This window comes from Paenibacillus sp. FSL M8-0212, assembly GCF_038004645.1.
Taxonomy (GTDB): Bacteria; Bacillota; Bacilli; order Paenibacillales; family Paenibacillaceae; genus Paenibacillus.
In genome coordinates this window covers 1827881-1851260 of the sequence record NZ_JBBORP010000001.1, presented here as the reverse complement: position 1 = coordinate 1851260, position 23380 = coordinate 1827881, and the positions used below count along the sequence as shown (strand labels likewise).

The following is a 23380-nucleotide window of genomic DNA, read 5'->3' as shown; positions in this document are numbered from 1 at the left end:
AATCAAAAAATGAACATGAGACCTGCCAAATCCAAAAGTTCCAATCCGGTGAACCGGACCAAGGCGGTTGAAGTGGCGGCACAATTATTTCTGCGTCAGGGGTACAGCTACGTCAGCATGGATGAAGTCGTGCGAGTGAGTGGGGTATCAAAGTCGAATATTTATTATCATTTTAAAAACAAGGAGGAACTGCTCCAGGCCGTGGTACAATACTGGATTGCCCAGTATGAGTCGGAGCTGTATCTGCTGCTCAGTCAGCGTGAGCGAGGAGTGGAGGAGCGTATCTACTCATTTATGGCATTACTGTCGGCAGGTATTGAGGGCCGAAATTACGAAGGGAGCTGTCCTTTTGTTACGTTATATATGCAGACACCTGACAGTGCACCCCAAGTGAAGGAAAGCATATCCAGATTCTTTCGTGAGCTTAGACCTATGGTGGAGAAGTTGTTTCAGCAAGGTGTGGATCGCGGTGAATTTCGCAAAGTAATCGAACCAGGACCGGCTGCGTTGTTGTTTATTGCAGCACTGGAAGGTTCACTAATCCTCGCGGGAACTGCTCGTGATGTTGGGATTATAGAACAATCGGCGCGTACTTTTTGTCAGATGCTTCGTTAATCGAAGCTCTTTTTTTGAATATAACTAGTACTATATAGTACTAAAAGGGGCCGTAACAGAATGATTGTACATACTAACCGTGTATCCAATGAAGTAAACACAGCAGCAAATTCAACAAACATGAATCAGGTAATAAGCAAGTCTGATATTGCAGCCACAACCATTTTTATGACAGGAAGCACAGGTTTTATCGGCAAAGAAACGGTCAAACAGCTCACGCAAGGAGAAGCTCAATTACTCTTGCTGGTTCGTTCGGAACAGCGAGCCAGAACTGTGCTGAAGGCTTATGGAGTGAAGGATTTCGACCGAATTACCTTTATTACAGGTGATTTGTCCATGTCGGGTCTTGGGCTTACCGCAACGGACCGGGAGCGTGCTCTTGAAGCAAATGTGATCATTCATGCGGGTGGAACGATGGACGTCACTTTGGAACGAAAAGTAGCCGAGCAGATATTCATGAACGGGGCCAGAGAAGTGGCACAGCTAGCACAGGAAATCCACCGTACTCATGGATTGAGACACTTTATCCACGTTGTTGGTTATATGAGTCCTTATGGAGAGCGGAATGAACAGGGGAATTATCTACAGGTTGAGCATGTGGATAACAATGAAAGTGCATATGAAGAGATGAAGTTCCATGCCGATCTGCACATTCGCGAGCATGCAGAACAGCATCACTATCCCTTATCCGTTGTAAATCCGAGTACAGTGGTTGGACCACGTCCCACAGGTGAAACCGAGCAAACGGGTGGGATTGGACTGCTCATTCAGGCGATTCAGAAAGGGCTTATGCCGGTAGTGCCGGGAGGTTCATCCTATTGGTTACCGCTTGTGGAGAATGACATTGTTGCACAGACGCTTGTTTTTCTATCCAGGGAAGCTGCTCCAGTCGGAGGAACTTATCCACTGTTGGCGCGGAAGGAGGACAGTCCCAATATGAAGGAACTGCTGCAACTCTTGGCGCAGCAATTGGACGTACCCAAGCCCAAAGGGGCTGTGCCACTACCATGGATTCAATGGATCATGAAATCAGGTGGTTCACGCATCAGTGGTGTTCCAGCGGAGTCGGTTGCTTTTATTACCAACAGGTCATTCCCGGTTGAAGAGACGGAGGCTCTGTTCACACGTATGGGGCAATCGTGGCCGGACATCCGGGAACAGCTTCCGCTGGTTACAGCTGATCTGGACTATCGTCTGCGGTATACGCCGTTACCTGAGGGTTTTCCGACAGATTATATTCGGTCACGGAGCGGAAATATGGCTATGCTTGGTTGGGAGGGTGAGGGAGAGCCTTGGATTATTGTACATGGTCTGCTTCAATCTGCGGATGAGATGTTACCGTTAGGAAAACAGCTTAGGGACCGGACCGGGAACCCGGTATGGTTAATCGATCTCGCTGGATTCGGACGGTCCCCGGTGCATCAGGGGGATGAAGCATTTGAAGGTCAGGTGGATGCACTGCTTACGGCTCTTGGTGAGTTTGAAGGTCCGGTGAAGCTGGTGGGCCATTCAATAGGGGCTGCTATTGCAGCTGCGGCACAGATGCGTAGCGGGCGGACAGACATTCGGTTAGGTTTGCTTCAGCCAGTTGCCAACAATTCGAATCCGAATGTGCTAAGATGGGTTTCCCGTTTGCCAAGAGGGGTGATGCGCTCCCTGCTGCGTGGACGATCGGAGAAAAGTTGGAATCAAATGTTCAGTTCACATAGCGGCGTAGGCGACAGCAGTGTTATGGCCCATACCATGGGCAAGAGAATACGTTCTAGTCTCCAATCCCCTCGCATTGAAGGAGCACATGCAGACTTGTTGCGCTGGATTCACTCGGGTCAGAGGAAAGGCGCCAGATCAACGTTGTGGGCGAAAATGGAAAGTCAGCATTATGCCAAGAATGCATTAGTTGTATGGGCCAATCAAGATCGGGAATATCACTATCCCCAGGATATGAACTCACAGGTCAAACGGATAGATGTACCCTATGGACATTACTTTCCGACGTTTCAGTATAAGGAAACAGCCGCAATCCTCGCCGAATGGGCCGATACCTTGAGGTGAGTTCAGGTTTGGACATGCAGGAATCCCGTGCCAATTGTCGAAAGGGTCAAGTCGACTTTTGAGAGCTGAACCAAAGACAGGAGAGATGAATGTATGAGCAAGCAACGTGTGGAAATCAGTAAAAATGTGCTAACGGAATGTCTCGGACTGCGCAGCGGAGAGAATCTGGTGGTTGTCGCAGACGATATGAAACGGGATCTGGCTGAATCCATCTATGAGGCAGGCAAAGCACTTGGTGCTGAGTCGGTCCTGTTAATTATGGAGGAACGCAGCAGATCTGGAGAAGAGCCACCTGCGCCGATTGCAGAGGCCATGATTCGAGCAGATGTAGCCGTGTGTGTAACGCGATATTCATTAACACATACCCAGGCACGCAAAAAAGCCGCTGCTTCAGGGACCCGAGTGGCAACCATGCCTGGCATGACAGAGGATATGTTTATGAACGGAGCCATTACAGCTGAATATTCGCAAGTAAAGGCGTTGACAGAGAAGGTAACGGCTCTATTAACCGCAGGTCGCCATGTGCGAATAGAGAAGCAGGGCCATAGTCTTTCCTTTTCGATTGAAGATCGTGACGGTGTACCAAGCACAGGTATGTATTTGAACCCTGGTGAATCGGGCAACTTGCCGTCAGGAGAAGCCTATATTGCTCCCGTTGAGGGCAAGGGCGAGGGCAGTATTGTTGTAGATGGTTCCGTTGCTGGAATTGGGGCACTCCGTGAACCGATGCTATTGACCGTTAATGAAGGACGGTTGGTGTCAGCTGAAGGACCAGATGGGGCTCAATTACTGGAAACGCTTGGTGAGGGCGATGGTCGTTTTCTCGGCGAATTCGGAATTGGTACCAATAACAAGGCACGAATCACGGGTGTAGTGCTGGAAGATGAGAAGGTGTATGGCACAATTCATGTAGCCTTTGGCAGCAATAACACATTTGGTGGAACGATTGCCGCGGGTGTTCATATTGATGCAGTTGTACAAAAGCCGGACGTGTACATCGATGACAAGCTGATCATGCGTCAGGGTGAATTGGTCGAATAACTACAGTGAAGGAAATTGGGCATGTCCACAACGTGTCCACAGTAAGGGATAACTGAAGCGGAAATTCAGATTTTACGTTAGATTTACAAACAAATACACAACATGTCCACATTAAATTAATGAATATCCACATGAAACGCCAAAGATATCCACAGCATGTGTGCAATATGTGCACAACTTATCCACAAATCAGGTATAACTCGTGTTTTCATCCGATAAAACAGTCGTTTTGGAGTAATGAAACAAGTTATCCACAGGAATATCGCTTTTTTGTTCCAAGTATTTGAAAACATAGAAACAGATCCATAATATATGGGGATAAAAAAGACCAAAAATCGGCATAAAGCTGATCTTTGGTCTTTTTTTTGAATATAATTTTTCAATCCAATGTCAGGTTACTTACGCTCACTACTAAAACGACTGACTTCCACCACCCCCCACAACAGGGCAAATGAGCAGAGCCGAGACAGCAACCGTAATGCAACGTCTGTTGAAGTTGGCAAAATTGATCTGAAGCCTAAACATTTGATCAAAAATAACCGATACACCAAAGTAACATCTAATAGGACGAAAGTAGTCTGATTATACGGAATGAGAGGGTATGGGGATAACTATGGACGAGGGAATGCAATATATTAATTTTTCGGTAGGAGACCAGATTTTTGCACTACGAATTGATGAAGTTCATGAGATCATCAGAATGGTGCAGGTGACTACGGTCCCGTTTGGAAGTCCGGAGATCAGAGGTTTTGCTTCGTTGTACGGTAAGGTCGTTTCGGTAGTGAGTCTTCGAGTATTGTTAGGCATGCCGGACCAGGAGGATACCTCTTCTACACGTATTATTGTGGTGCCTTACAAAGGAGGATTTGTACCTCTAATCGTCGATATGGTTGATTCTGTCGTAAGTTACGATCGTTTCGAGGAACCTGCTGAGGAACACCGCCGTTTCATGCTTGGCGTTTTTGACAAAATCGGGTTCTGTGCAGATCACCGTGCAGGCATTTTGAACCTGGATGTATTACTGGGCAGCTTGATCAGATCATAGTAGTATAACGATCCGTTATTCTTTCAATTTTCAGTATTATCCTTCGGTTTACCCAAATGTTCCTCATCCGCTTTTCGGGAGAAGGGACATTTTTTTGTGCTGCTAGGGCGTGTCTGAAAACTCCGAAGGAAGCAGATTTTGCCGAATTTTCGTTCCAAGCAAGAAAGTTTTCCGCAGGCGTGCCGGGGCACGTCAAGGGAAAGTGACGCAGCAGGGGGCGAAAAGGGGGTGAAAGATGCACTTCAGCGAGTTTTGAGACACGCCCTAACCATCGAAATAACCACTTTTTATGGGCAAAGGTTTTTAAATCCGGTCATTTTCGTATATGATGGAGAGTAACAATGCGAAGGGATGACGGGAGACTTTAATGATGCAATCGCTGTATGGAGTATGGCTTGGTGACGTATTTTTTTGTTTTTCCGGTGAAACATCGGAACCACGTGTGGATGCATGGAGCCACGTGGTAAGAAGGTTGAATTTTGGCGACGGGGGTCGTCTGTTTCAGCCTGCCGCTCTGCGTCTTGCGGAGCTGCGCTGGCCGAATCCGCTGAGGAACACGGCTGAAGCCAAGAACACGAAGCGGCGTCAACTGCTGGGACGCACATTGGAAGGATTGGCAGTCTCGCCTAAGGATGCCTTCAGGTTGCTGCTGCAATGGGATGACCGTTTGTTAAATGCAGCCGGAATTCAGGTTGGAGAAGAGATGCGTTACTGGATCAAGGCAGCGCAGTTCACACAGGAGCTGCTGTTGCGGGGAGCAATTGCTCCATCGGCTGAATTCGCAGCAAAGACCGGAGCACGGCGACGGACCGGGCAAGAGACATTAACAGGCGTATGGCGGCCACGCTTGCAGCAGGAGGAGGACATTGAACGCTTCCGCGATCTTGCTGAAGCGATGCCTCCGATTGGATTGGCTGCTCCTGGAGCTTATGCTTCATTGGAACCGGAAACGCGTGAAGAAGCAGGGGCTGCGGTATTATTTTCATTCATGAGTGGCATGATTCATGCTGTAGTGACAAGTGAACTGGAGGGCATGGACAGTGAACTGTCCCGTTACCGCACCCCATATCGACGCGGATCTTCGCCAGTAGCCGAACTCTGGTGGAACAGTCTGATCTCGATGTTCCGTCCTGTGACGGTGCAAGGGCCGACGGACGATATGACAGCGTTTATTCATACGCTGCAAGAAGTTGGTGGAACGTCAATGCCAATCGTGGGAGCAGAAGAGATGGCGCCTGCTGAAGGCCAATTGAAGCTGGTGCTCCGCTTGGAGCCTCCACTGGGCGAACATGAAACGATCTGGGGAATAAGCTTTTGGGTGGACAGTGAGCAGGAACCAAGCCTGAGGTTGCCTGCACGGACCATCTGGGCACATCCGGAGCGAGATCTGGACCGAGGTAAGGTGTTATATACCTCGGCGGCAGAGCAATTATTGATGGCACTCGGGCAAGCAGCAGAATTGGCACCTGAATTGGAGACGGCGCTGCTTACCGCTCGCCCAGAGGAAATTAAGCTGGAGCAGCAGGGTTTCTTCGAATTTCTCACGCATGCAGTTCCACGTTTGCAGAAGGCTGGGATAACCGTTCTCATGCCTTCAAGGTGGAGTCGTGCCGGGAAACGTCGTGCGGGACTCCGTCTGCAGATGTTGAATCGGGGAACAGAGCGGTTGCCTGGAGCCACATCGGCACTGGGCATGGAGCAATTGGTTGCTTTCAAAGCGGAGCCTATGCTGGATGGTAAACCGGTCACGGCGGAGGAACTGGCAGCGCTCGCTGAATCCACAGTTCCGTATGTTATGTTCCGCGGTGAATGGATTGAAGTGGATACAAAAGAGATTCGCCAAGTCCTGCGTTATATGAAAAAAGAAGAAGAACAATATATGCCTCTCTCCGAATGGCTGCATCTGGCAGCGGATGAAGGGGAGGATTCCGCATGGAAGGGTCTTTCCGTCTTTGGCGCCGAATCTGATGGGATGCTCGCTTTCCTGCTCGATGGACAGGTGCTTCGCAGCATTGAGCCTCGTCAGGTTCCGGCAGAATTGCATGGTGAACTCAGACCTTATCAGGAACGAGGTTACCAATGGTTATCCGCGATGCGTGAGCTGGGCTTTGGCGTATGTCTTGCGGACGATATGGGACTTGGGAAGACCATTCAGGTAATTACCTGTCTGCTGGACCGCAAACACGAGGAACGCCAGGCGGCTGAAGAGGAAGCACGTGAGAATGAGCTGCTGAATGGATCAGATGATTCTTTCTCGGCGGATCAGCACACGAATGAGCAGCCTGTTCATCTGCCTGCACTTATTGTGTGTCCTACCTCGCTGCTCGGAAACTGGCAGCGTGAGCTGAAGCGATTTGCCCCGGATCTGTCGCTGTACATTCATCATGGCGGACAACGGTTGCACGGGAATGATTTTCAGGCAGAAGCGCAGACACATGACATTGTACTGACGACCTATCATCTGGCAGGCAGAGATGGCCCGGATCTGGCTTCGCTGCACTGGTCCACGATTGTGCTGGATGAGGCTCAATATATTAAGAACTACCGTACCAAACAAGCGCAAAGTGTGATGCGTCTGTCTACACTTCATCGTATTGCGATGACAGGAACACCTGTGGAGAACCGACTGAGCGAACTCTGGTCCATTTTCCAGTTCCTCAATCCGGGATATCTGGGCACAGCTTCATCGTTCCGTCAGCGGTATACGGGACTCGGCCCATCCGAAGAAAATGCAGCATCTTTGCGTGAGCTTCATCGATTGGTATCTCCGTTCATGCTGCGCAGGCTGAAAAGTGATCCGGATATTCGCAAGGATCTGCCAGAGAAGCTTGAACTGAAATCCTATTGTTCCCTGACGCCGGAGCAGACGGTGTTGTACCAACGTGTAGTGGATGATCTGATGGGGGGGCTGGACGGCAGAAATGGCATTGCCCGTAAGGGGATTGTGCTGTCCTCCCTGACCAAGCTCAAGCAGATCTGTGATCATCCGGTGCTGGCGGACAGCAATCGGAAAGACCACGGCAAGGCTGAGGCATCTGGTAAGATGGAACGTTTGCTTGAACTGCTGGACGCCATCCGTGATAACGGGGAATCTGCCTTGATTTTCACGCAGTATGTTGCTATGGGAGATCTGCTGGTATCGAGGTTGAAACAGCGATATGAGGAAGAACCTTATTTCCTGCATGGTGGTGTGTCGAAGGCGCAAAGAGATGATATGGTGGAGACTTTCCAAAAAGGAGAGGGGCCGTCCATGTTTGTTCTATCTCTTCGTGCCGGAGGTGTGGGTCTGAATCTGACACGGGCGAGTCATGTCGTTCACTATGATCGGTGGTGGAATCCCGCGGTTGAGAATCAGGCGACGGACCGTGTATTCCGAATCGGACAGAATCGCAACGTGCAGGTGCATAAGTTGATCTGTCAGGGAACACTGGAAGAACGGATTGATGAGCTGATTGAGAGCAAGAAGGCACTGTCCGAGCAGGTCGTTGGTTCGGGTGAGAATTGGCTGACCGAGATGTCGGATGATGAGCTGCGTGGTCTAATCTCACTTCAGGGTGAGACGTGGCTGTGACCTTGAACTTTCAGAGGAATATAGATGTTGAGAAAGGGGGATTATTGTGAGCGAAAAATGGAAGATCGAGCTGCATATGTCCCCCGGTGGATGGACAGCAGAAGTAAATACAGCAGCGGAAGCGGACCAGGAAGTTTCCGTTTCCGCTTCCGCTGCTGAGGGCAAGACCGGATCAGCCGCAGGCATGTTCACGGTCACGGGAACGCCCGCGCGACTGAGCGAAGCCCAGCGCGAGGCTGTACTGGCTCAGCTGCGCAAGCGCCCGCTGACGCTGTACGCCCTGCTGCGCGGTGGCCCGGCGTCCGAGGAGCTCGCCGGGCTGCTGCCGGCTGCGCAAGCGCCCGATGGCTCGCCAGGCGCAGCAACGGCCAGCGCGGCCGTGGCGTGCACCTGCGGCCGCACTGGCTGCGCGCATGCCGCGGCCGCTGAGCGCGCCGTAGCCGCGCGCCTCGCGGCCGAGCCGCTGCTGCAGCTGGCGCACGCCGGCCTGCCGCGCGAAGCGCTGCTCGCCGGCGTGCTGGGGGCATGGGCGGAGGAACTCGCCCATGATCCCAGCGGCCCCGGCCGCGCAGCGGAAACGGCTGGCCGCCCGCAAGTGCGGGGCGGCGAAGGCGGCGCGGCCGTCGGCGAGTGGATCGCCGAGGCCGCCGCGGACGGCGCCATGCACCAGCCGGGGCCGGGCTTTGGCGCCGTTGAGGTGCGCCTCACGCAGCCGGGCAAGCCGCCGGCCTTGCCGGAGCTGACAGCGCTGCTGCCGGGCGTGCCGGCCACCGCAGGGCTGGATTTGATCCGCGAGCGTGTAGCCGCGCGGATGTGGCAGGCTGTCCAGAAGAAGACGGACAGCCCGGCAACCAAATGATGCACCCATCAGAGCGGGGGAGATCTCAGATCACCCCTGCTTGTTTTTATTGCAGCATGTTGCATTATTCGATTTAATTCATTTCCCGGTACAAGATGAATATTGTCTTTATCTAACAATGCCAATGCTCATTAGTAAGTGCATCTCGGTATAATCACTTTTTTTGCATATTGGATATATGAAGGCATATTCCCATTTCACTTTTATTGTGTACGGCACGGGGATGTTGCTCTAAAAGTCCAAAAAACGATCATACAGGCTGTACAGCCCGTATATGTTCATTCGGATCTCTTCTAAAGGAGGTCTTTACCGGTGGAGCTTCGCTCCCAATTAAGGTATACTGTCGCAGGGAACACTGCACGCAAGAGAACTATATAACATTTATTTTATTGCGATAGGAGTTTTTACATGAAATCAACTACAGGAAGACAGCGCCGTATGGTGGTTATGCTGTCCTCATTGATGATATGCGGTGCATTGCTTGCCGCGTGCCAGAACGGTTCAGGCACAGGGGAGAGCCAGAATCCGAATGGAACGGGTAACACACAACAGGAGACGGACGGCACAACGGTTCATTTTACGGAGGATAAAGGAACGGATGGCGACAATGCTGGCGGAGATGACACATCATCTTCTGGCAACAGTGGTGAAGGCACGGATAGCGAGTCTGGGAATGCTTCAGCGGGCGAAGGGCAGGGCTCTTCGGACAATGGTAACGGGGCGACAACGGAAGATCCATTGCTGGAGAAACGCAGTATCAGCGCACTGCAAACGACAATTGATTCAAAATCCGTGGTGACCAATGCCGAGTCTATGACCGTCATTGTGAACAAGCAACGGAGTCTGCCTGACGGTTACGAGCCGGACGATCTGGTAGAGCCGAATGTACCGTTCTCCTTCGACGAACCACACGAGAAGCGGCATATGCGCAAGGAAGCGGCGGAGGCACTGGAGAAGTTGTTTGCAGGTGCAAAAGCGGATGGCATTGAGCTTCGTGCGGTGTCCGGTTATCGTTCATATCAGCGTCAGGTATCCATCTATAACAATAATGTCAAAACCAAAGGTCAAGAATACACGGATCGTGTGAGCTCTGTGCCAGGCCGAAGCGAACATCAGACGGGTCTTGCCATTGATGTATCCAGCCCGAGTGTGGGCAATGTGCTGGAAGAGGTATTTGGCACATCGAAGGAAGGCCAGTGGTTGGCTGAACATGCTGCAGAATACGGATATGTCATCCGTTATCTGAAAGGTGAAGAAGATACCACAGGTTACGTCTATGAGCCTTGGCATATCCGGTACATCGGTACCGATTTGGCACCGGATGTGGCGAAGAGTGGGTTAACTCTGGAAGAATACTTCGATGAGGCTAATATCAAGTTGTAATTTGGATGTTTCATCCTTAAAGAAAAAGAAAAGATACTAATTTCATAAATCCCCGAATGAGCCGTCCTTGATCTAACCAATGGGCAGTCATTCAGGGGATTTTTTTCTGTGCAAAAATGTTAATGGAGTTAAGATAGAATTAAACTTGATTCCATTGTCCGAGATGATGGGAGACTGATATAATTCATGTTTAATCCGAAGAGACAAATTCAACCAAAGCGAGGGACAAGAGAATGAGCAGACAGCAGGTATTTACCGGCTCCCCATGGGAACCGTTGGTGGGATATTGTCGTGCCATCCGTGTAGGTAACCGAATAGAAGTGGCGGGTACAACCGCGATGCAAGATGGTGTAGTTGTTGGAGCAGGTGATCCGTATGCACAGACAAGGTTCGTTTTGCAGACGATCGAGAATGCACTGAAAGAACTGGGGGCGGACATGTCGCATGTGGTGAGAACCCGGATGTTTGTGACCGATATCTCCAGATGGGAGGAAGTTGGCAAGGCGCACGGTGAATTTTTTGGACAGATCCAGCCTGTAGCCACCATGGTTGAAGTTAGCGCACTCATTGATCCCTTGTTGATGGTTGAGATTGAAGTGGAAGCGATTGTTGAAGATGAAGTCACAGCCGATTGATTCTGACGGTTATCCGGATGATTTCTAAGGAACACGGGACGTCTTATTTGGCGATAAGGTCCTCTTGCTAAAATGTAAGGAACATCAGACACGTTATTTCCCAAATTCCTTTGATAAAAATGATATAAACAGCTATTTATTCAAACATAGCGTGACTGAGATTCCTTAGATTCCTGCGGGTGCTTCAAATCCATGAATAAGATGCCTCAGATTCGTTAGTATTAACACCGCTTGCTCTTACATTCGGTATGTAATGTATTTCGTATGCAGCGCATCGCACGTGTCTGCTCCGGACAAGTTTCAGATATCCTTCGGTTTTAAGCAGTTTGTAGACACACTCTAAAAAAACCAGAACCAGAACCAGAACCAGAACCAGAACCAGAACCAGAACCAGAACCAGAACCAGAACCAGAACCAGAACCAGAACCAGAACCAGAACCAGAACCAGAACCAGAACCAGAACCAGAACCAGAACCAAAACCAAAACCAAAACCAAAACCAAAACCAAAACCAAAAAAAAAACCTTACCCGTGCTTGTCAGAAGACAAGCGGATAAGGTTATTTGAATTGACTTCGCCGCCTGGCCGCACGGCTGAGCTCTTGATGCACCAAACTCATTACACCGCGCGCCAGGAGCTACATGCGGATGGCTGGTCTTATGATGCTCCACACTCATGACCCCGCGTTAAGCGATGCACGCGGTCGTCTGCAACAACATATAACATGTGTTTCAGCCAGACGTTTTTCTAACCGTATTATTTAGCTTCCAGCTCTGCTGCAGGTGTTTCAACAACCACTTTCCAAGCTGTTCCGATTGGAGGCAGGCTGCGTGTCAACACAGGGCTGTAGAATCCAATGACTTTAGTTCCTTTGGTCAGTTCTTCAGCTTTCACTGTTTCACCTTCGTGGTTCACGATCATTGTGTCTTTAGCAATGTTCAGCACGACATGGTCAGGAGCCGTCTCAGTTAATCGTGTACCTGTGATCTCAATTTGTGAGATACTGCCTTCAGCTGTTGTTACATTTTCAATCGTACCAGCCGTCCCCAGAACCTCTTTCAATTGTGATTTCGCACCGTCATCCAGCACAGTGACTGTATAGGTCGGCGTTTGTGGTGGCAGACTGCGGGTGGTGATCAGGGAATGTTCAGCTTCCACGTTCATGCCAATGGCCAGATCAGTCAGTGCAATCTCTTTCCCCTCAACTGAGATGAATTTCGTCTCATCGCTCAGATTGAGCACAATACCATCCGTACCTGCACCGCCAATCTGGATGGACTTATATTTATCTTGGTTCGAGATTCTGGTAATTACACCACGTTCAGTAACCGTCTTCACGTCCTCTTCACTGGAGATAGTCACTTGATTCCCCGTTGTGTTCACTTGTCCATGCAGTACCTTTTCAGCAAAAGAAGCAGGTACATACAAAGTGCCGCCTGTGATTTCAGGCGCTGTGCCCAGCGTGAGCAGCATTTTATTTACGGAATATTGGTCCTTGCCTGTAATTACCTGTGTCCACAGAGCACCCCGAGTCAGCTCTGCAGTTTTAGTTTCTTTATTCCATTTAAGTTCAATACCCAGTGCGTCGGTAAGATCACGCAGCGGGATCATGGCTACTTTACCATCCTTTTTCCAATAACCATCGGAGATGGATGCACCATTCACGGATACGTTTACTACACTCACTGCGTTACTATCTGCTGAAACGGATGTTTGATGGACTGGTTTTGTGTTGTCCAGTGTTGCTGCATAAGCGGCTCCACCACCCAATGCCATGGATAGGGCCATCAGTGCACTTACTTTTTTCATGTTGTTGTTCATCAATATTCATCCCTTCTAATCTGTGTACTGACGCGGTAAAATCTTCCTTAGGGCCGCGCTTCAAGTTAATAGACGGGACAAATCGTCTAAGTGTTGCAGTTGAAATGCAATGAATGTAAGCGGTAGATTAGTTTAAATTAGAAATATCGCTTGTATTGCAGGTTATCCGCAGCAGGATCAGGTTAATTTCAGGTAAGTGGCCAAACCTTTGTCCTATTTCACATTCAAGTACGAGGAGGAACGGATTAGATGAGTGATATGTTGGTAGCGCTCTATCGTTTACCGGAGCAAGAGAGTGGACTGAGAGCGTTGGAGGAATCCTCTATTGTGATTCGAAGAGCCATTGCCCCAGAGAAACAACTTGTACTGGATTGGGTGAGGTCACATTTTAGCCAGGCTTGGGTGGATGAATGTGAAGTCGCTTTTGCACGTCAGCCGGTGTCCTGTTATATTGCGGTTGAACATGGGAAAATGATTGGATTTGCCTGTTACGAAGCGACGTGTCGCAACTTCTTCGGACCGACGGGTGTGAGCCAGGATGCACGGGGCAAAGGTGTAGGCACAGCCCTGTTACTGGCCTGTATGCATGCGATGAAGGCGGACGGTTACGGGTATGCGATTATCGGATCAGCGGGACCTGTGGATTTCTATGCCCGGACGCTGGGTGCCGTGAAGATTGAAAATTCAACGCCGGGTATTTACGAAGGCATGCTGCGGGCAGACTAAGACGATAATGATGTTGTGGAAGCTGTGGAAAAGGAAGGGAGGACGATGATGAGCACGAAACAAATGTTGCACATCGGAATGATCGGTACAGGATCAATCTCGGATCTTCATATGAGGTGTTACGCCAAAAACGAGGATGCCGTCATCTATGCCATTTGCGATCTGAACGAAGAACGGGCTAAGGCTGCGGCACAGAAGTATGATGCTCAATCCGTTTACACCGATTATCGGGAGATGCTGGAGGACCCGCATGTGGATGCTGTCAGTATCTGTACCTGGAACAATACACACGCCGAATTTGCCATTGCTGCACTGGAGGCAGGCAAGCATGTATTGTTGGAGAAACCAGTAGCAACCAATGTGGAAGATGCGCTGCGGATTGAAGAAGCGGTGAAGAAGAGCGGACGTACCTTTATTGTTGGATTTGTGCGTCGGTATGATAACAATATGCAGATGATGCGCAGATTCATTGATGCCGGGGAGTTTGGTGAACTGTATTATGCCAAAGCCTCCATTCTGCGGCGTCACGGCAATCCAGGCGGTTGGTTTGCTGACAAAAGCCGTTCCGGCGGCGGCCCCCTGATTGATCTCGGCGTACATATTATCGACCAATGCTGGTACCTCATGGGCAGGCCGAAACCTGTTTCGGTCAGTGGTAATACGTATCGGAAGTTGGGCAATCGTGCCCATATCGAACATCTTTCTTTTTACAAAGCAGCCGACTACAGCGCAGCTGTGAATGACGTGGAAGATATGGCGAATGCGCTCATTCGGTTTGAAAACGGGGCTTCGCTGGCGGTGGATGTGAGCTTTACCCTGCATGCACGCGGAGATGAATCTTCGGTGAAATTATACGGCGAGCGTGGTGGGTTCGAACTGGAGCCAGAGACACTGATCGTCACGGAGAAAAATAATACCATCCTGAATATTGAACCCCAGACGGACAATACGGGTCTCCATATTCATAGTGCATTCCAGAACCAGATTGACCACTTTGTGGATTGCTGCCTGAACGGTACAGAGCCGATCAGCCCAATTGCGGATGGTGTGGCTTCCACGCGCATGTTGTGCGGAATCTACGAATCCGCTGAGAAAGGGCAGGAAATTCGTCTGGATTGAGTTCATTTTACACATGGCAGTTGTAAAAAGCATGCGTCTTCCGCGTGATCTGCGGTTACGCATGCTTTTTGGCATCAGGTTATTTATTCAGTGGTGAATTCTCGTATCCAGGGTCATCATAATCCGTATCCTGCAGCCTTGGAAGCACGTTCATGCTCTCAATTGCCTGCCGGGTATCCGGCGTGCCATGGTCATACAGAAAGGTATACAGCAAGGTCATGCCATCCGAAAATTGCTCTGTTGCCTCATCGTGGTCTGCCGACTTGTAGGGTACCGGGGCCCGTTGCAAGGTATAGGCATCGTCATCCTCCAGCACCTTCATCAGATCTTTCAATCGGCCCAACTGCCCGTCATCCACCAACACTTCAAAGGGTGTAGATTCGTTCTTTGTTCGTTCAATCAGGTTATGAGTTACCGATACATACAGATGTTGTTTGTCGTCCTGCATAATCCAACCCCCATTCTGAAATGGAAAAAAGACGCTTCTACTGTTAATAAACAGCAAAAAGCGCCCTGAAACGAGCTAGTATGCTCGTATTATTTGAGTTATTTCCCAAATCTCCCCGTTACGGGAACCTGGCGGGTGCTGGCCTCCATTGATCCTGAACACAGGGGACAGGCGGGAGGGCCTGATGATGCCTTCTTGGTTACTTTAGAAGGCACAGCCGGCTTCTGTCTTAGCCACGCTTTACAGGTGGAGGAACTGCACTTCCAGACCGCAACGGTCTCCGTACGCTCAGCATTACCTGAACCTGAAGTGTACGAATGTGAACTAGAGGAACTCGCAGCTGTCGGACTTATGCCTGTGGTGCTGAATGCCTTATGGTTGCGAATTTCACCACTGCCACGCCGTTCACCGAAGCGATCCTCATCACGTTCGTTGTGAACCTCGTAGTCTCGACGGTCACTGTGGCTGATGGCACGACGCTGTGCCACATCCCGACCTTCGGAACGGGCACCTGAGCCCGAGCGGGCATACTGTCCATTACCTTTACCATATGAAGCCTGACTGCTCGTCCGGCTCTCCTCACGAGGTTTACGTTTGTCCGGAACTTCCATGCCGAAGGCTTCAAGCAGGAAGCGGGACACATCCGCTGGCTTTCCGTGATGGCTCGCCGGTGAGGTAACGTACAAGTACTGCTTGGCCCGTGTGATGGCAACGTAAGCGAGCCTGCGTTCTTCCTCCAGTGCCATGTCCAGCTCCGCGTCTGTCTGCTGCGCAGCAAGCGCAGCTTTCTGATCCTCAGGGATATCCTGGCGCAGTGCTGTACTGTGAGGCACAATGCCTTCACTGGCTCCGATCCAGTAGACACAAGGGAACTCCAGTCCTTTGGCCCGATGAATGGTCATCAGCTGCACTGCGTCACTGTCCTGTGCGCGGCGCAGAGATTCCATCTCCCGGTGTCTGCGGGAGAGCTCATCCGCGAATTGGATGAACTCTTCCACGGTTTCGAATTTTTTGACGGCAGCTTCAAATTCATCCAGGGTTTCCAGCATCGTTTCCTTATAATGGGTGAAGATGCTGGGATCACCACTTTCCATATACTTGTCGTAGAACTGCCTGCGCATCTCTTGAATGGCGATGATGGGCTTTAGTTTGTGCAGTGATTTGATCAGCTTGATGCGTTCCTTGACCTGTTCCTGCTGGAACGGTTTCAGCTTGTCCCATTTTACCAAATGAATAAGCGGATATTTCTTCGCCTGTTGTTGTTCACAGCGCTGAATCCACTCCAGACCCGCATCACGTGATACATAGAGCGGTCCCAATGCACTGGGGAGAGCATCCATGGCACGTGGATCAAGGGACAGACGCAGATGATCCATCAGGGGTCTGATGAGAGACTGGTCATAGAACACCGGGGAAGCACCATGCTGTACAAAAGGCACGTCTTTCAACACAAGCTGCTCAAATACAGCCCGGCTGCTGCTTGCTGTCCGGTGAAGAATCGCAATATCACGATAGGTGTGTTGTCCTTCTTCAACCTGCTGGCACAGCTGGTTTACGACCCATGCCGCTTCTTCCTCCGCATTGGAAGGTGTAGCGAAGCGAGGCGCATCGCCGCGGTTTCCGGCGGCACGCAGCCGTTTGTCACGTCTGCGTTTATTGCGGGCGACCAGTTCACTTCCGAGTCCCAGAATGCGTGCATCACTGCGATAATTGATATCCAGCGTCACAATGCGTGCACCGGGGTATACTTTATCGAATTCCAAAATCGATTCCTGGCGTGCGCCATTAAAGGTATAGATCGTCTGGTCATCGTCTCCCACAACCATCAGGTTGCGGTGAGCGGAAGCCAGTTTTTGCACAATTTCATACTGTAGGTGGTTGGTATCCTGGAACTCATCGACCATAATGTACTGAAAACGCTTCTGAAGCGGCCCCAGAACAGCAGGGTCACGTAGCAGGGCGGCTGCCCGCAGTAAAATATCATCAAAGTCCATTTTGCCCCGATCCTGTTTCCAGGCTTCGTAACCAAGCAGAACACGCTTGGCATCGCGTTCTTCCTGCGATTTTTCAGGCAGGTCGGTTGTTTCCGATCCTTGCATCTTCCATGCAGACAGCATGGCCAGCAGACTTTCAGGTTGGAAGGCTTCACTCATGCCATTTTGGCGAAGAAGCATCTTCAGCACCGTGTGCTGAGCCCGCGACTCGCCAAAGATCTCTTCCTGCACACCGTAATGACGCAGCAATGTCAGCGCAAAAGAGTGAAAGGTACGAGCCTGCACGGCTCTCGCGGCTGCCGGGCGTATACCTGGCAAAGCCGCGATCCGGTCTTTCATCTCGGTGGCGGCCTTGTTCGTGAACGTCACCAGCAGGATACTGCCAGCATGTACACCGCTGACCTCTATGAGGTAGCCAGCTCTTGCAGCCAGTACAGTTGTTTTGCCACAACCGGCTCCGGCGAGCGTCAGAATCGGTCCTCTGCCGTGACGGACTGCCGAGATTTGTGGTGCGTTTAACTTGATGCCTGCCTCTTCCAGAGAACGAAAATAAAAGGCATCCTGTTGCTCATTACCCACGAGTTGCCGACTGGTCTCCAGCGGAGCAGACGGGGACTGGGGCAGGGACGCCGCCGGGGTAACCCCGAGCGGACGGGGGTAGAACGTTGAGTTCGGACTTAACATGTTTCATCCACCTCTGTATGCATTCAGGGATAGGACTATCCCGGCTAAAAGTAAACCATTTGCCCTTTTCACAATCACATTGTAAATTGGTATGATAGAGTTAGTCGCCTAATCAGGCGGTTAAGTATGGTCAAAGCTTCATTATACCCGAACATATGGTCTTGACGAAAGCCCCCGATTTCATCCAGTATCGGTATAAAACGGGCACCTGCACGAGATTACGCAACTTTTTGGCATGATATCGTATAAGTTATATGCCTGAGCATTTTGCATGAAGGATGTAATATGCTAATTTACTACTAAATAGAAATGATAATATTGGTTTTGACGGGACAGAGGAGGAATGGTCATGAAACTGCTTCAGCGCATCAAAGACGGAGCGAACAAAGCAACAGAGCGTGCCCAACACGCCGTTGAGATTGGGAAACTGAACAACCAGATTGTGGGCTTGCAACAGGAACAGGAAGTCCATTTTACAGATATGGGTCGCATCTTTTATGAGGGTTATCGGGCACAGGATATGACGCGTGCGGAAAAAGAAATGGTGGATCTGTCGCAGCTCTGCGACGAATTGCAGGACGAGATTGATGGTCTGCGCAACAAGATTGCACAACTCAAGAATGAACGGTTGTGCGAGTGTGGACACGTCGCTTCCCTGGATGCCAACTTCTGCCCTAAATGCGGACGCAAGTTGGGTGAACTCAAGACAGCAGCGCCCAAAGTAGGAGCAGCAGGAGTCGCAGGAGCCACCACAGCCGCAAGACAGGAGGCAGCTGTAGCTCAGACCCCAACTGAAGAGCCGGACTTTTACGATGCGCCACCTGAGTTGGAACTGGAGGAAGACGAGCCGTATCATACGGTCATTCCGTCCATAGCGGATCTGGAAACGGAATCGGAATATAACAGTACGGAATTTACCCAGGAAGAAAAGGAAGCGTTTGATGCGGAGTGGGAACGTCGCAGAGATGAAGAGATGCAACGGGAACGTGAGCGTCAGCAGGAACTGGACGAACGCATCCGCTACTGGAAAGAAAACAACCCGATCGTGAACACGGTGGACGTACAGACCGAAGTATCACGTGAAATGGTGAATTGTCAGATTTGTGCAGCCGAGCTGCCCAAAGGGTCGAAGTGGTGCCCGCGCTGTGGTGCCGAACAGATCTGATCTGATGCAGTAGAAGCACTGCCGCATCAGTGTGAGGCAGTGCGGGTTGCTGACAGCATGGGGGGACGGGAATATGGACCAACTGCTGCATCATTTGCGTCATCTCGGGTTTACCGAGATGGAATCTAAAATTATGGTGGAACTCGCTCGTCAGGGATCAGCCTCAGGATATGAGGTTGCGAAGCGGCTGGGCGTGTCCCGTTCCAATGTATATGCGACCCTGCAACGGCTGGAACAGCGTGGGTTCTTGCGGTGTAGTCCGGGGGAACCGGCGAAGTATAGTGTGCTGAAGCCGGAGGAGATGACACGTATGATCTCCGATCAAATGCGTACCTCTCTGGATTATGTTCAGAGCAGCATGCCCAAGAGTGAACCGGAGAAGCCTGTCTTCTATAACGTCGAAGGGGACAAAAATGTGTTTGAGAATCTGAGCCGTGAATTGGCCGAGGCTCAGCATGAGATTGTTGTGGACGTTTGGCGTGAAGAGGCAGAACTGCTGCGTAATGACTTACAGCAGGCTGAAGCTCGGGGTGTGCGGCTGTTATGGTCGTGTGATGGTGGCGAAGGCATGCTCGATCAGCCTGTCCCTTGGTCGGGTCTGCCTATGTATGGTACAGGTAATGGTCGGAAATTTTCCCTGGTGGTAGATCGCCGCTGGTGCATGCTGGGCATGCGCGGGGAATCATGCGCCACACAGGCAGTGGTGACGGAGCATCCGGTGATGACCGGACTGCTGCTGAATCATTTTGCTCAAGAGCTGGTGTTGTACGAACTGGAACAGGATATGGGGGAGGAACTGGAGTCCCGATATGGGCACCGGTACGAAGAACTCTCTGCGCGTTACTGGTCTTCTCCTTCAGGAGAGGGTGACCAGAGCTAGACAGATCGGCGACTAATTCACTTCTGATGGAGTGAACATGCCAGCACAAAGGTATCTATCTTGATGAAACGAATGCGTGTGTACATAAAGCAGGCGCCGCCCGAAGGCAGACGCCTGTTTGTGCTGGTTTGAGATATGACAGTGATGTTCGTCACAGCATCTGTTTCCAGTCAAGTCGATAGTAAAGGTATGAAGTTATGCTATTTTTGAGAAAATGAAGCTATGAACATTCGAGTGAACTGGATCGGGTTGGACAGGATTGTACACGATCATTCTTTGGGCACGTGATACAGAGCTTCCAGCACGTCCGTATAATAAGCTGTACCATGGGGTACAAATTCCGTTGCCCGAATATCGCGAACGATACGTTCCGGTTCATCAGCTGCATGATCACTGCTTGACGGGTCCTTATGACCGATGGAATGTGGCGGTGATATCAACGGCTGAGTCTGAACTCCGGTAGCTTGAATGACGTCGATCTCATTACGAAATAAAGCGAGTAGATCATCCAGAGGCACTTCATACAGGCTATCCACCTCGCTAGGCTGCAGAACGTAGGCTTCGAGCGGCTGGTTCAGACATAATCCATAGACGGCGCTGAATTCCCGATCTATGAATGGGACACCACGCACCTCTCCTTGGAGCTGTTGTGTAGCCGTGAGTAGATAGGTTAGTGCCTCGAATGGAGTATAAACACCCAGTTCTTCCTCCAGCTCACGACTGGCGTCTTGCAGTTGTTCACCTGCGGTGAGATGACCTGCTGCTGTAATGTCGTAACATCCAGGAAAGGTATCCTTAATATCACGCCGCCGCTGAAAAAGGACCTGTCGCTGCTCGTCTTTGTCACGCACGATCCAGCAGTGGAATGAACGGTGCCAATATCCTTTGGCATGGACCTCGCTGCGTAGTGAAGTGCCGATCCAATTTTGCTGATCGTCATAAATGTCGAAACGTTCTGGGGTCATGAAACGTATCTCCTTATATAGCAGATTTTAAAGTTCAAAATTTCACAAAGTATGTTTTAAACGAAAGGGGAACGATCGTATGGAATGCATTGTACACTTTCAGGTGATTTATCCGCAACCTCAGGAACGTAAAAGTCTTAGAGGACTTATATTTGTAGGGCAAGGTCAGGAACCGGCTAACAGTCAGTTAAGCAGCATGTTTAAGGATATGGGATTTAATGTACGTTTGGAAGATGAGGCCCAATTGTTGTTCAAGCCAGTGGATGCTTCGGCAAACTTTGAATATATTCGTGTGACAGAACTGGATACCGGGGAAGAAGTTTACAAAGAAGATAAGGATCTGAAGTCGATTCTGGAGCATTTGCTGCCACGCCGTTTCTAGTTCATGAGCATGGCTGCAAATGACATTCATGGGGGAGCACGTGTAACACATGTATGTTAGGCACAAAAAAAGGCCCCACCTTTACGGTGGAACCTTCAAACCTTTAAGCTACGCAACCATTTTTAATGAAGCCCATATGGCTAGCTTTTCATACATAAACCCTAGCAAGTAAGAGGTTGTCCCCCGCATCAGGATTTATATCCGTAATTCAACTCGGTGCGTCTTTAAACGTTCATTGTAATTATGCTAGAGCGCCGGTTCCTTCTGCTTCGAGCTCTGAAGTGCAGTGCGAGCAGCGGGTAGCTGCGGCTGGAATTTCCGATAGGCAATACTTGCAAGCCTTGGTCGTTTTTTGCGGCTCGGGCTTTTTGTGTTCTTTGCTTTTCAGATAGTTGATGCCCTTCACAAGCATGAAGATACAGAACGCAACGATAAGAAAATCAATCATGACGTTGATGAACTGACCATAAGCAATCACGGTAGCCCCAGCTTCGTTGGCTTGAGCGAGGGTGGTGATTTCCTGTCCGTTTGCTGTTTTCATGTCTCTATCCAGGTTGATGATTTTCTGACTGAAGTCAATTCCACCCAGCAGTTTTCCAACTGGAGGCATGATGATATCATTCACAAGGGACGTGACGATTTTACCAAAAGCAGCCCCAATAATGACACCGACCGCCAGATCGATGACGTTGCCGCGGACGGCAAATTCCTTGAATTCTTTAAGTACGCCTTTCATGTGTGCATATCTCCTTTGATCATTCGATTCAAAATATAGGTCGCGTTTCCATCCATTCTCCGTTCAGATCCGCGCTTCCGTTCTCATATTGTACATAAAAAACAGATTCCAATCACCCCCTGTTTGCAAATTAAGACAAGTTTCCGCAACTTCCATGAAAATACTTCTTTATTTCACGCCGCCGATTCGGTATACTTCTAACATTGTCAGTTATGTTTAACCATTTACATTCAGGTTCGCGATCATACATTGTAACGAATCATGGAGCCAAAAAATTAAATATGCCGTTACTCGTATATGTGCAGGAATAGGCCTGCATGTCTCTACCCGATCACCGGAATGATCGGACTACGGGAAAGATGTTGCAATGTTTTGTATGGTTGGCATGAGATCATTCTCAGACAGTTTGACTGAAGAGCAGGTTCAAGTGGCTTTTATCTGTTTCTGATTACACTGTTTGAGGTTTCTCACAACAGGATTGAACTTCTGTCATTCTGTCCATCCAGCACACTTGCAGCATCCATACGGCTTGTCCATATACGTACAAGTCCGTCTTTCCCGTCTCCGGTTATTCCGTAGCGTGTGAAAAGGCGGGCTTTTTGCTTTTTTACCATGTGATTGGAAGAGCATGTGGGATTCTGTGCGGAGGGCATTCAGGGGGAAGAATTACAATGCAATTGTTAAAAGACAAGGTAAGACAGGAAGGTATCGTCCTGTCCGAGCAAGTACTCAAAGTGGATTCATTCCTGAACCACCAGATGGACCCGGTTCTGATGAAGGAAGTAGGTAAAGAATTCATTCGCCGCTTTGAAGGTGAGAATATCACACGAGTGCTGACAATTGAGTCGTCAGGGATCGCACCGGGCATCATGACCGCGTTGGAGCTGAACGTGCCGCTGATCTTTGCACGGAAGCAGAAGTCGCTCACACTGACGGAAGACATTCTGGTAGAGAAGGTCTACTCCTTCACGAAGCAGGAGACCAATGAAATTACTGTTGCCAAGAAGTTCATGAAGCCTGGTGATCGCGTGCTGATCATTGATGATTTTCTGGCGAATGGTGAAGCAGCATTTGGTCTGGCTCGCATTGTGGAGCAAGTTGGAGCAGAAGTGGTGGGTATCGGTATTGTTATTGAAAAAGCATTCCAGCCGGGAGGTCGCTTGCTGAAAGAAGCGGGATACCGTGTGGAATCGCTGGTTCGCATCGGGGCACTGTCGGATGGACAGGTTACATTTGCGGACGAGGAGGGCACGAACTAAT

At 50.0% G+C, this 23380-nt stretch carries 21 protein-coding genes and 1 riboswitch; of the genes, 14 read left to right on the top strand and 7 right to left on the bottom strand.

Going from position 1 to position 23380, the window contains the following annotated elements; translation table 11 throughout:
* Positions 1 to 48: 48 nt before the first annotated feature.
* The 8 genes from MKX68_RS08165 (at position 49) to MKX68_RS08130 (ending at position 11201) form a co-directional block, all read left to right on the top strand.
* On the top strand, positions 49 to 615 hold the full coding sequence (locus MKX68_RS08165; RefSeq protein ID WP_340915334.1) for a TetR/AcrR family transcriptional regulator: 567 nt from the start codon (positions 49 to 51) through the stop codon (positions 613 to 615).
* Between the two features lie 60 nt (positions 616 to 675).
* Positions 676 to 2667: an alpha/beta fold hydrolase gene (locus tag MKX68_RS08160; RefSeq protein ID WP_340910698.1), complete on the top strand. Its 1992-nt coding sequence runs from the start codon at positions 676 to 678 to the stop codon at positions 2665 to 2667.
* Positions 2668 to 2760: 93 nt separating this feature from the next.
* A complete protein-coding gene (locus MKX68_RS08155) occupies positions 2761 to 3708 on the top strand; it encodes an aminopeptidase (protein ID WP_340910695.1) in 948 nt (315 codons plus the stop codon).
* A gap of 625 nt (positions 3709 to 4333) precedes the next feature.
* The gene (locus MKX68_RS08150) at positions 4334 to 4753 is read left to right on the top strand and encodes a chemotaxis protein CheW (protein ID WP_249913036.1); all 420 of its coding nucleotides are present in this window, start codon (positions 4334 to 4336) and stop codon (positions 4751 to 4753) included.
* A 367-nt stretch (positions 4754 to 5120) separates the two neighbouring features.
* On the top strand, positions 5121 to 8324 hold the full coding sequence (locus MKX68_RS08145) for a DEAD/DEAH box helicase (RefSeq protein ID WP_076215546.1): 3204 nt from the start codon (positions 5121 to 5123) through the stop codon (positions 8322 to 8324).
* 46 nt (positions 8325 to 8370) lie between these two features.
* Positions 8371 to 9183, top strand: a complete 813-nt coding sequence (locus MKX68_RS08140) for a hypothetical protein (protein ID WP_340910692.1) — start codon at positions 8371 to 8373, stop codon at positions 9181 to 9183.
* A 408-nt stretch (positions 9184 to 9591) separates the two neighbouring features.
* Positions 9592 to 10566, top strand: a complete 975-nt coding sequence (locus MKX68_RS08135; RefSeq protein WP_340910690.1) for a M15 family metallopeptidase — start codon at positions 9592 to 9594, stop codon at positions 10564 to 10566.
* A 233-nt stretch (positions 10567 to 10799) separates the two neighbouring features.
* Complete coding sequence (locus tag MKX68_RS08130) at positions 10800 to 11201, top strand: RidA family protein (RefSeq protein WP_074093334.1); 402 nt, start codon at positions 10800 to 10802, stop codon at positions 11199 to 11201.
* Between the two features lie 184 nt (positions 11202 to 11385).
* Here the strand turns inward: MKX68_RS08130 and MKX68_RS08125 are convergent, their stop codons facing one another.
* Together MKX68_RS08125 and MKX68_RS08120 are read right to left on the bottom strand one after the other, a co-directional pair.
* Positions 11386 to 11697, bottom strand: a complete 312-nt coding sequence (locus MKX68_RS08125) for a hypothetical protein (protein ID WP_340910686.1) — start codon at positions 11695 to 11697, stop codon at positions 11386 to 11388.
* A gap of 259 nt (positions 11698 to 11956) precedes the next feature.
* Positions 11957 to 13021, bottom strand: coding sequence for a copper amine oxidase N-terminal domain-containing protein (locus tag MKX68_RS08120; RefSeq protein WP_340910684.1), 1065 nt, complete (start codon positions 13019 to 13021; stop codon positions 11957 to 11959).
* Between the two features lie 249 nt (positions 13022 to 13270).
* Between MKX68_RS08120 and MKX68_RS08115 the strand changes: the two genes are divergently transcribed.
* Entirely contained in the window at positions 13271 to 13747 is a 477-nt protein-coding gene (locus tag MKX68_RS08115) for a GNAT family N-acetyltransferase (RefSeq protein WP_017690853.1), read from the top strand.
* Between the two features lie 48 nt (positions 13748 to 13795).
* Positions 13796 to 14866, top strand: coding sequence for a Gfo/Idh/MocA family protein (locus tag MKX68_RS08110; RefSeq protein WP_047840275.1), 1071 nt, complete (start codon positions 13796 to 13798; stop codon positions 14864 to 14866).
* A 79-nt stretch (positions 14867 to 14945) separates the two neighbouring features.
* On the opposite strand, the gene MKX68_RS08105 is transcribed toward MKX68_RS08110, so the two are convergent.
* Positions 14946 to 15314 carry a hypothetical protein gene (locus tag MKX68_RS08105; RefSeq protein WP_076332722.1) on the bottom strand — a complete coding sequence of 123 codons (369 nt, stop codon included), beginning with the start codon at positions 15312 to 15314 and terminating at the stop codon, positions 14946 to 14948.
* Positions 15315 to 15412: 98 nt separating this feature from the next.
* A complete protein-coding gene (locus tag MKX68_RS08100; RefSeq protein ID WP_340910680.1) occupies positions 15413 to 17992 on the bottom strand; it encodes a UvrD-helicase domain-containing protein in 2580 nt (859 codons plus the stop codon).
* Positions 17993 to 18341: 349 nt separating this feature from the next.
* Here MKX68_RS08100 and MKX68_RS08095 point away from each other — a divergent pair, with 349 nt between their 5' ends.
* Complete coding sequence (locus MKX68_RS08095; protein ID WP_315939146.1) at positions 18342 to 19157, top strand: zinc ribbon domain-containing protein; 816 nt, start codon at positions 18342 to 18344, stop codon at positions 19155 to 19157.
* Positions 19158 to 19230: 73 nt separating this feature from the next.
* On the top strand, positions 19231 to 20037 hold the full coding sequence (locus MKX68_RS08090; RefSeq protein WP_338590564.1) for a TrmB family transcriptional regulator: 807 nt from the start codon (positions 19231 to 19233) through the stop codon (positions 20035 to 20037).
* A 269-nt stretch (positions 20038 to 20306) separates the two neighbouring features.
* Here MKX68_RS08090 and MKX68_RS08085 read toward each other — a convergent pair whose 3' ends face one another.
* Entirely contained in the window at positions 20307 to 21002 is a 696-nt protein-coding gene (locus MKX68_RS08085) for an NUDIX hydrolase (protein WP_340910676.1), read from the bottom strand.
* 79 nt (positions 21003 to 21081) lie between these two features.
* On the opposite strand from MKX68_RS08085, the gene MKX68_RS08080 reads away from it, so the two are divergent.
* Positions 21082 to 21384 (top strand): hypothetical protein, encoded by a 303-nt coding sequence (locus tag MKX68_RS08080; protein WP_017690846.1) that lies wholly within the window; start codon positions 21082 to 21084, stop codon positions 21382 to 21384.
* Between the two features lie 241 nt (positions 21385 to 21625).
* Here the strand turns inward: MKX68_RS08080 and mscL are convergent, their stop codons facing one another.
* Positions 21626 to 22120, bottom strand: a complete 495-nt coding sequence (gene mscL / locus MKX68_RS08075) for a large conductance mechanosensitive channel protein MscL (protein WP_249913043.1) — start codon at positions 22118 to 22120, stop codon at positions 21626 to 21628.
* Positions 22121 to 22391: 271 nt separating this feature from the next.
* Positions 22392 to 22491, top strand: a riboswitch (purine riboswitch).
* 96 nt (positions 22492 to 22587) lie between these two features.
* Positions 22588 to 22734 (bottom strand): hypothetical protein, encoded by a 147-nt coding sequence (locus tag MKX68_RS08070; protein WP_340910674.1) that lies wholly within the window; start codon positions 22732 to 22734, stop codon positions 22588 to 22590.
* Between the two features lie 57 nt (positions 22735 to 22791).
* Between MKX68_RS08070 and MKX68_RS08065 the strand changes: the two genes are divergently transcribed.
* Positions 22792 to 23379, top strand: a complete 588-nt coding sequence (locus MKX68_RS08065) for a xanthine phosphoribosyltransferase (protein WP_036613196.1) — start codon at positions 22792 to 22794, stop codon at positions 23377 to 23379.
* Position 23380 lies beyond the last annotated feature (1 nt).

What these genes read in the sequence shown, in the direction of transcription:
- MKX68_RS08160 (WP_340910698.1), top strand. Translation starts at nt 676, where the DNA reads ATGATTGTACATACTAACCGTGTATCCAATGAAGTAAACACAGCAGCA.
- MKX68_RS08155 (WP_340910695.1), top strand. Translation starts at nt 2,761, where the DNA reads ATGAGCAAGCAACGTGTGGAAATCAGTAAAAATGTGCTAACGGAATGT.
- MKX68_RS08150 (WP_249913036.1), top strand. Translation starts at nt 4,334, where the DNA reads ATGCAATATATTAATTTTTCGGTAGGAGACCAGATTTTTGCACTACGA.
- MKX68_RS08145 (WP_076215546.1), top strand. Translation starts at nt 5,121, where the DNA reads ATGATGCAATCGCTGTATGGAGTATGGCTTGGTGACGTATTTTTTTGT.
- MKX68_RS08135 (WP_340910690.1), top strand. Translation starts at nt 9,592, where the DNA reads ATGAAATCAACTACAGGAAGACAGCGCCGTATGGTGGTTATGCTGTCC.
- MKX68_RS08130 (WP_074093334.1), top strand. Translation starts at nt 10,800, where the DNA reads ATGAGCAGACAGCAGGTATTTACCGGCTCCCCATGGGAACCGTTGGTG.
- MKX68_RS08120 (WP_340910684.1), bottom strand. Translation starts at nt 13,021, where the DNA reads ATGAACAACAACATGAAAAAAGTAAGTGCACTGATGGCCCTATCCATG.
- MKX68_RS08115 (WP_017690853.1), top strand. Translation starts at nt 13,271, where the DNA reads ATGAGTGATATGTTGGTAGCGCTCTATCGTTTACCGGAGCAAGAGAGT.
- MKX68_RS08110 (WP_047840275.1), top strand. Translation starts at nt 13,796, where the DNA reads ATGAGCACGAAACAAATGTTGCACATCGGAATGATCGGTACAGGATCA.
- MKX68_RS08105 (WP_076332722.1), bottom strand. Translation starts at nt 15,314, where the DNA reads ATGCAGGACGACAAACAACATCTGTATGTATCGGTAACTCATAACCTG.
- MKX68_RS08100 (WP_340910680.1), bottom strand. Translation starts at nt 17,992, where the DNA reads ATGTTAAGTCCGAACTCAACGTTCTACCCCCGTCCGCTCGGGGTTACC.
- MKX68_RS08095 (WP_315939146.1), top strand. Translation starts at nt 18,342, where the DNA reads ATGAAACTGCTTCAGCGCATCAAAGACGGAGCGAACAAAGCAACAGAG.
- MKX68_RS08090 (WP_338590564.1), top strand. Translation starts at nt 19,231, where the DNA reads ATGGACCAACTGCTGCATCATTTGCGTCATCTCGGGTTTACCGAGATG.
- MKX68_RS08085 (WP_340910676.1), bottom strand. Translation starts at nt 21,002, where the DNA reads ATGACCCCAGAACGTTTCGACATTTATGACGATCAGCAAAATTGGATC.
- MKX68_RS08080 (WP_017690846.1), top strand. Translation starts at nt 21,082, where the DNA reads ATGGAATGCATTGTACACTTTCAGGTGATTTATCCGCAACCTCAGGAA.
- mscL (WP_249913043.1), bottom strand. Translation starts at nt 22,120, where the DNA reads ATGAAAGGCGTACTTAAAGAATTCAAGGAATTTGCCGTCCGCGGCAAC.
- MKX68_RS08070 (WP_340910674.1), bottom strand. Translation starts at nt 22,734, where the DNA reads ATGGTAAAAAAGCAAAAAGCCCGCCTTTTCACACGCTACGGAATAACC.
- MKX68_RS08065 (WP_036613196.1), top strand. Translation starts at nt 22,792, where the DNA reads ATGCAATTGTTAAAAGACAAGGTAAGACAGGAAGGTATCGTCCTGTCC.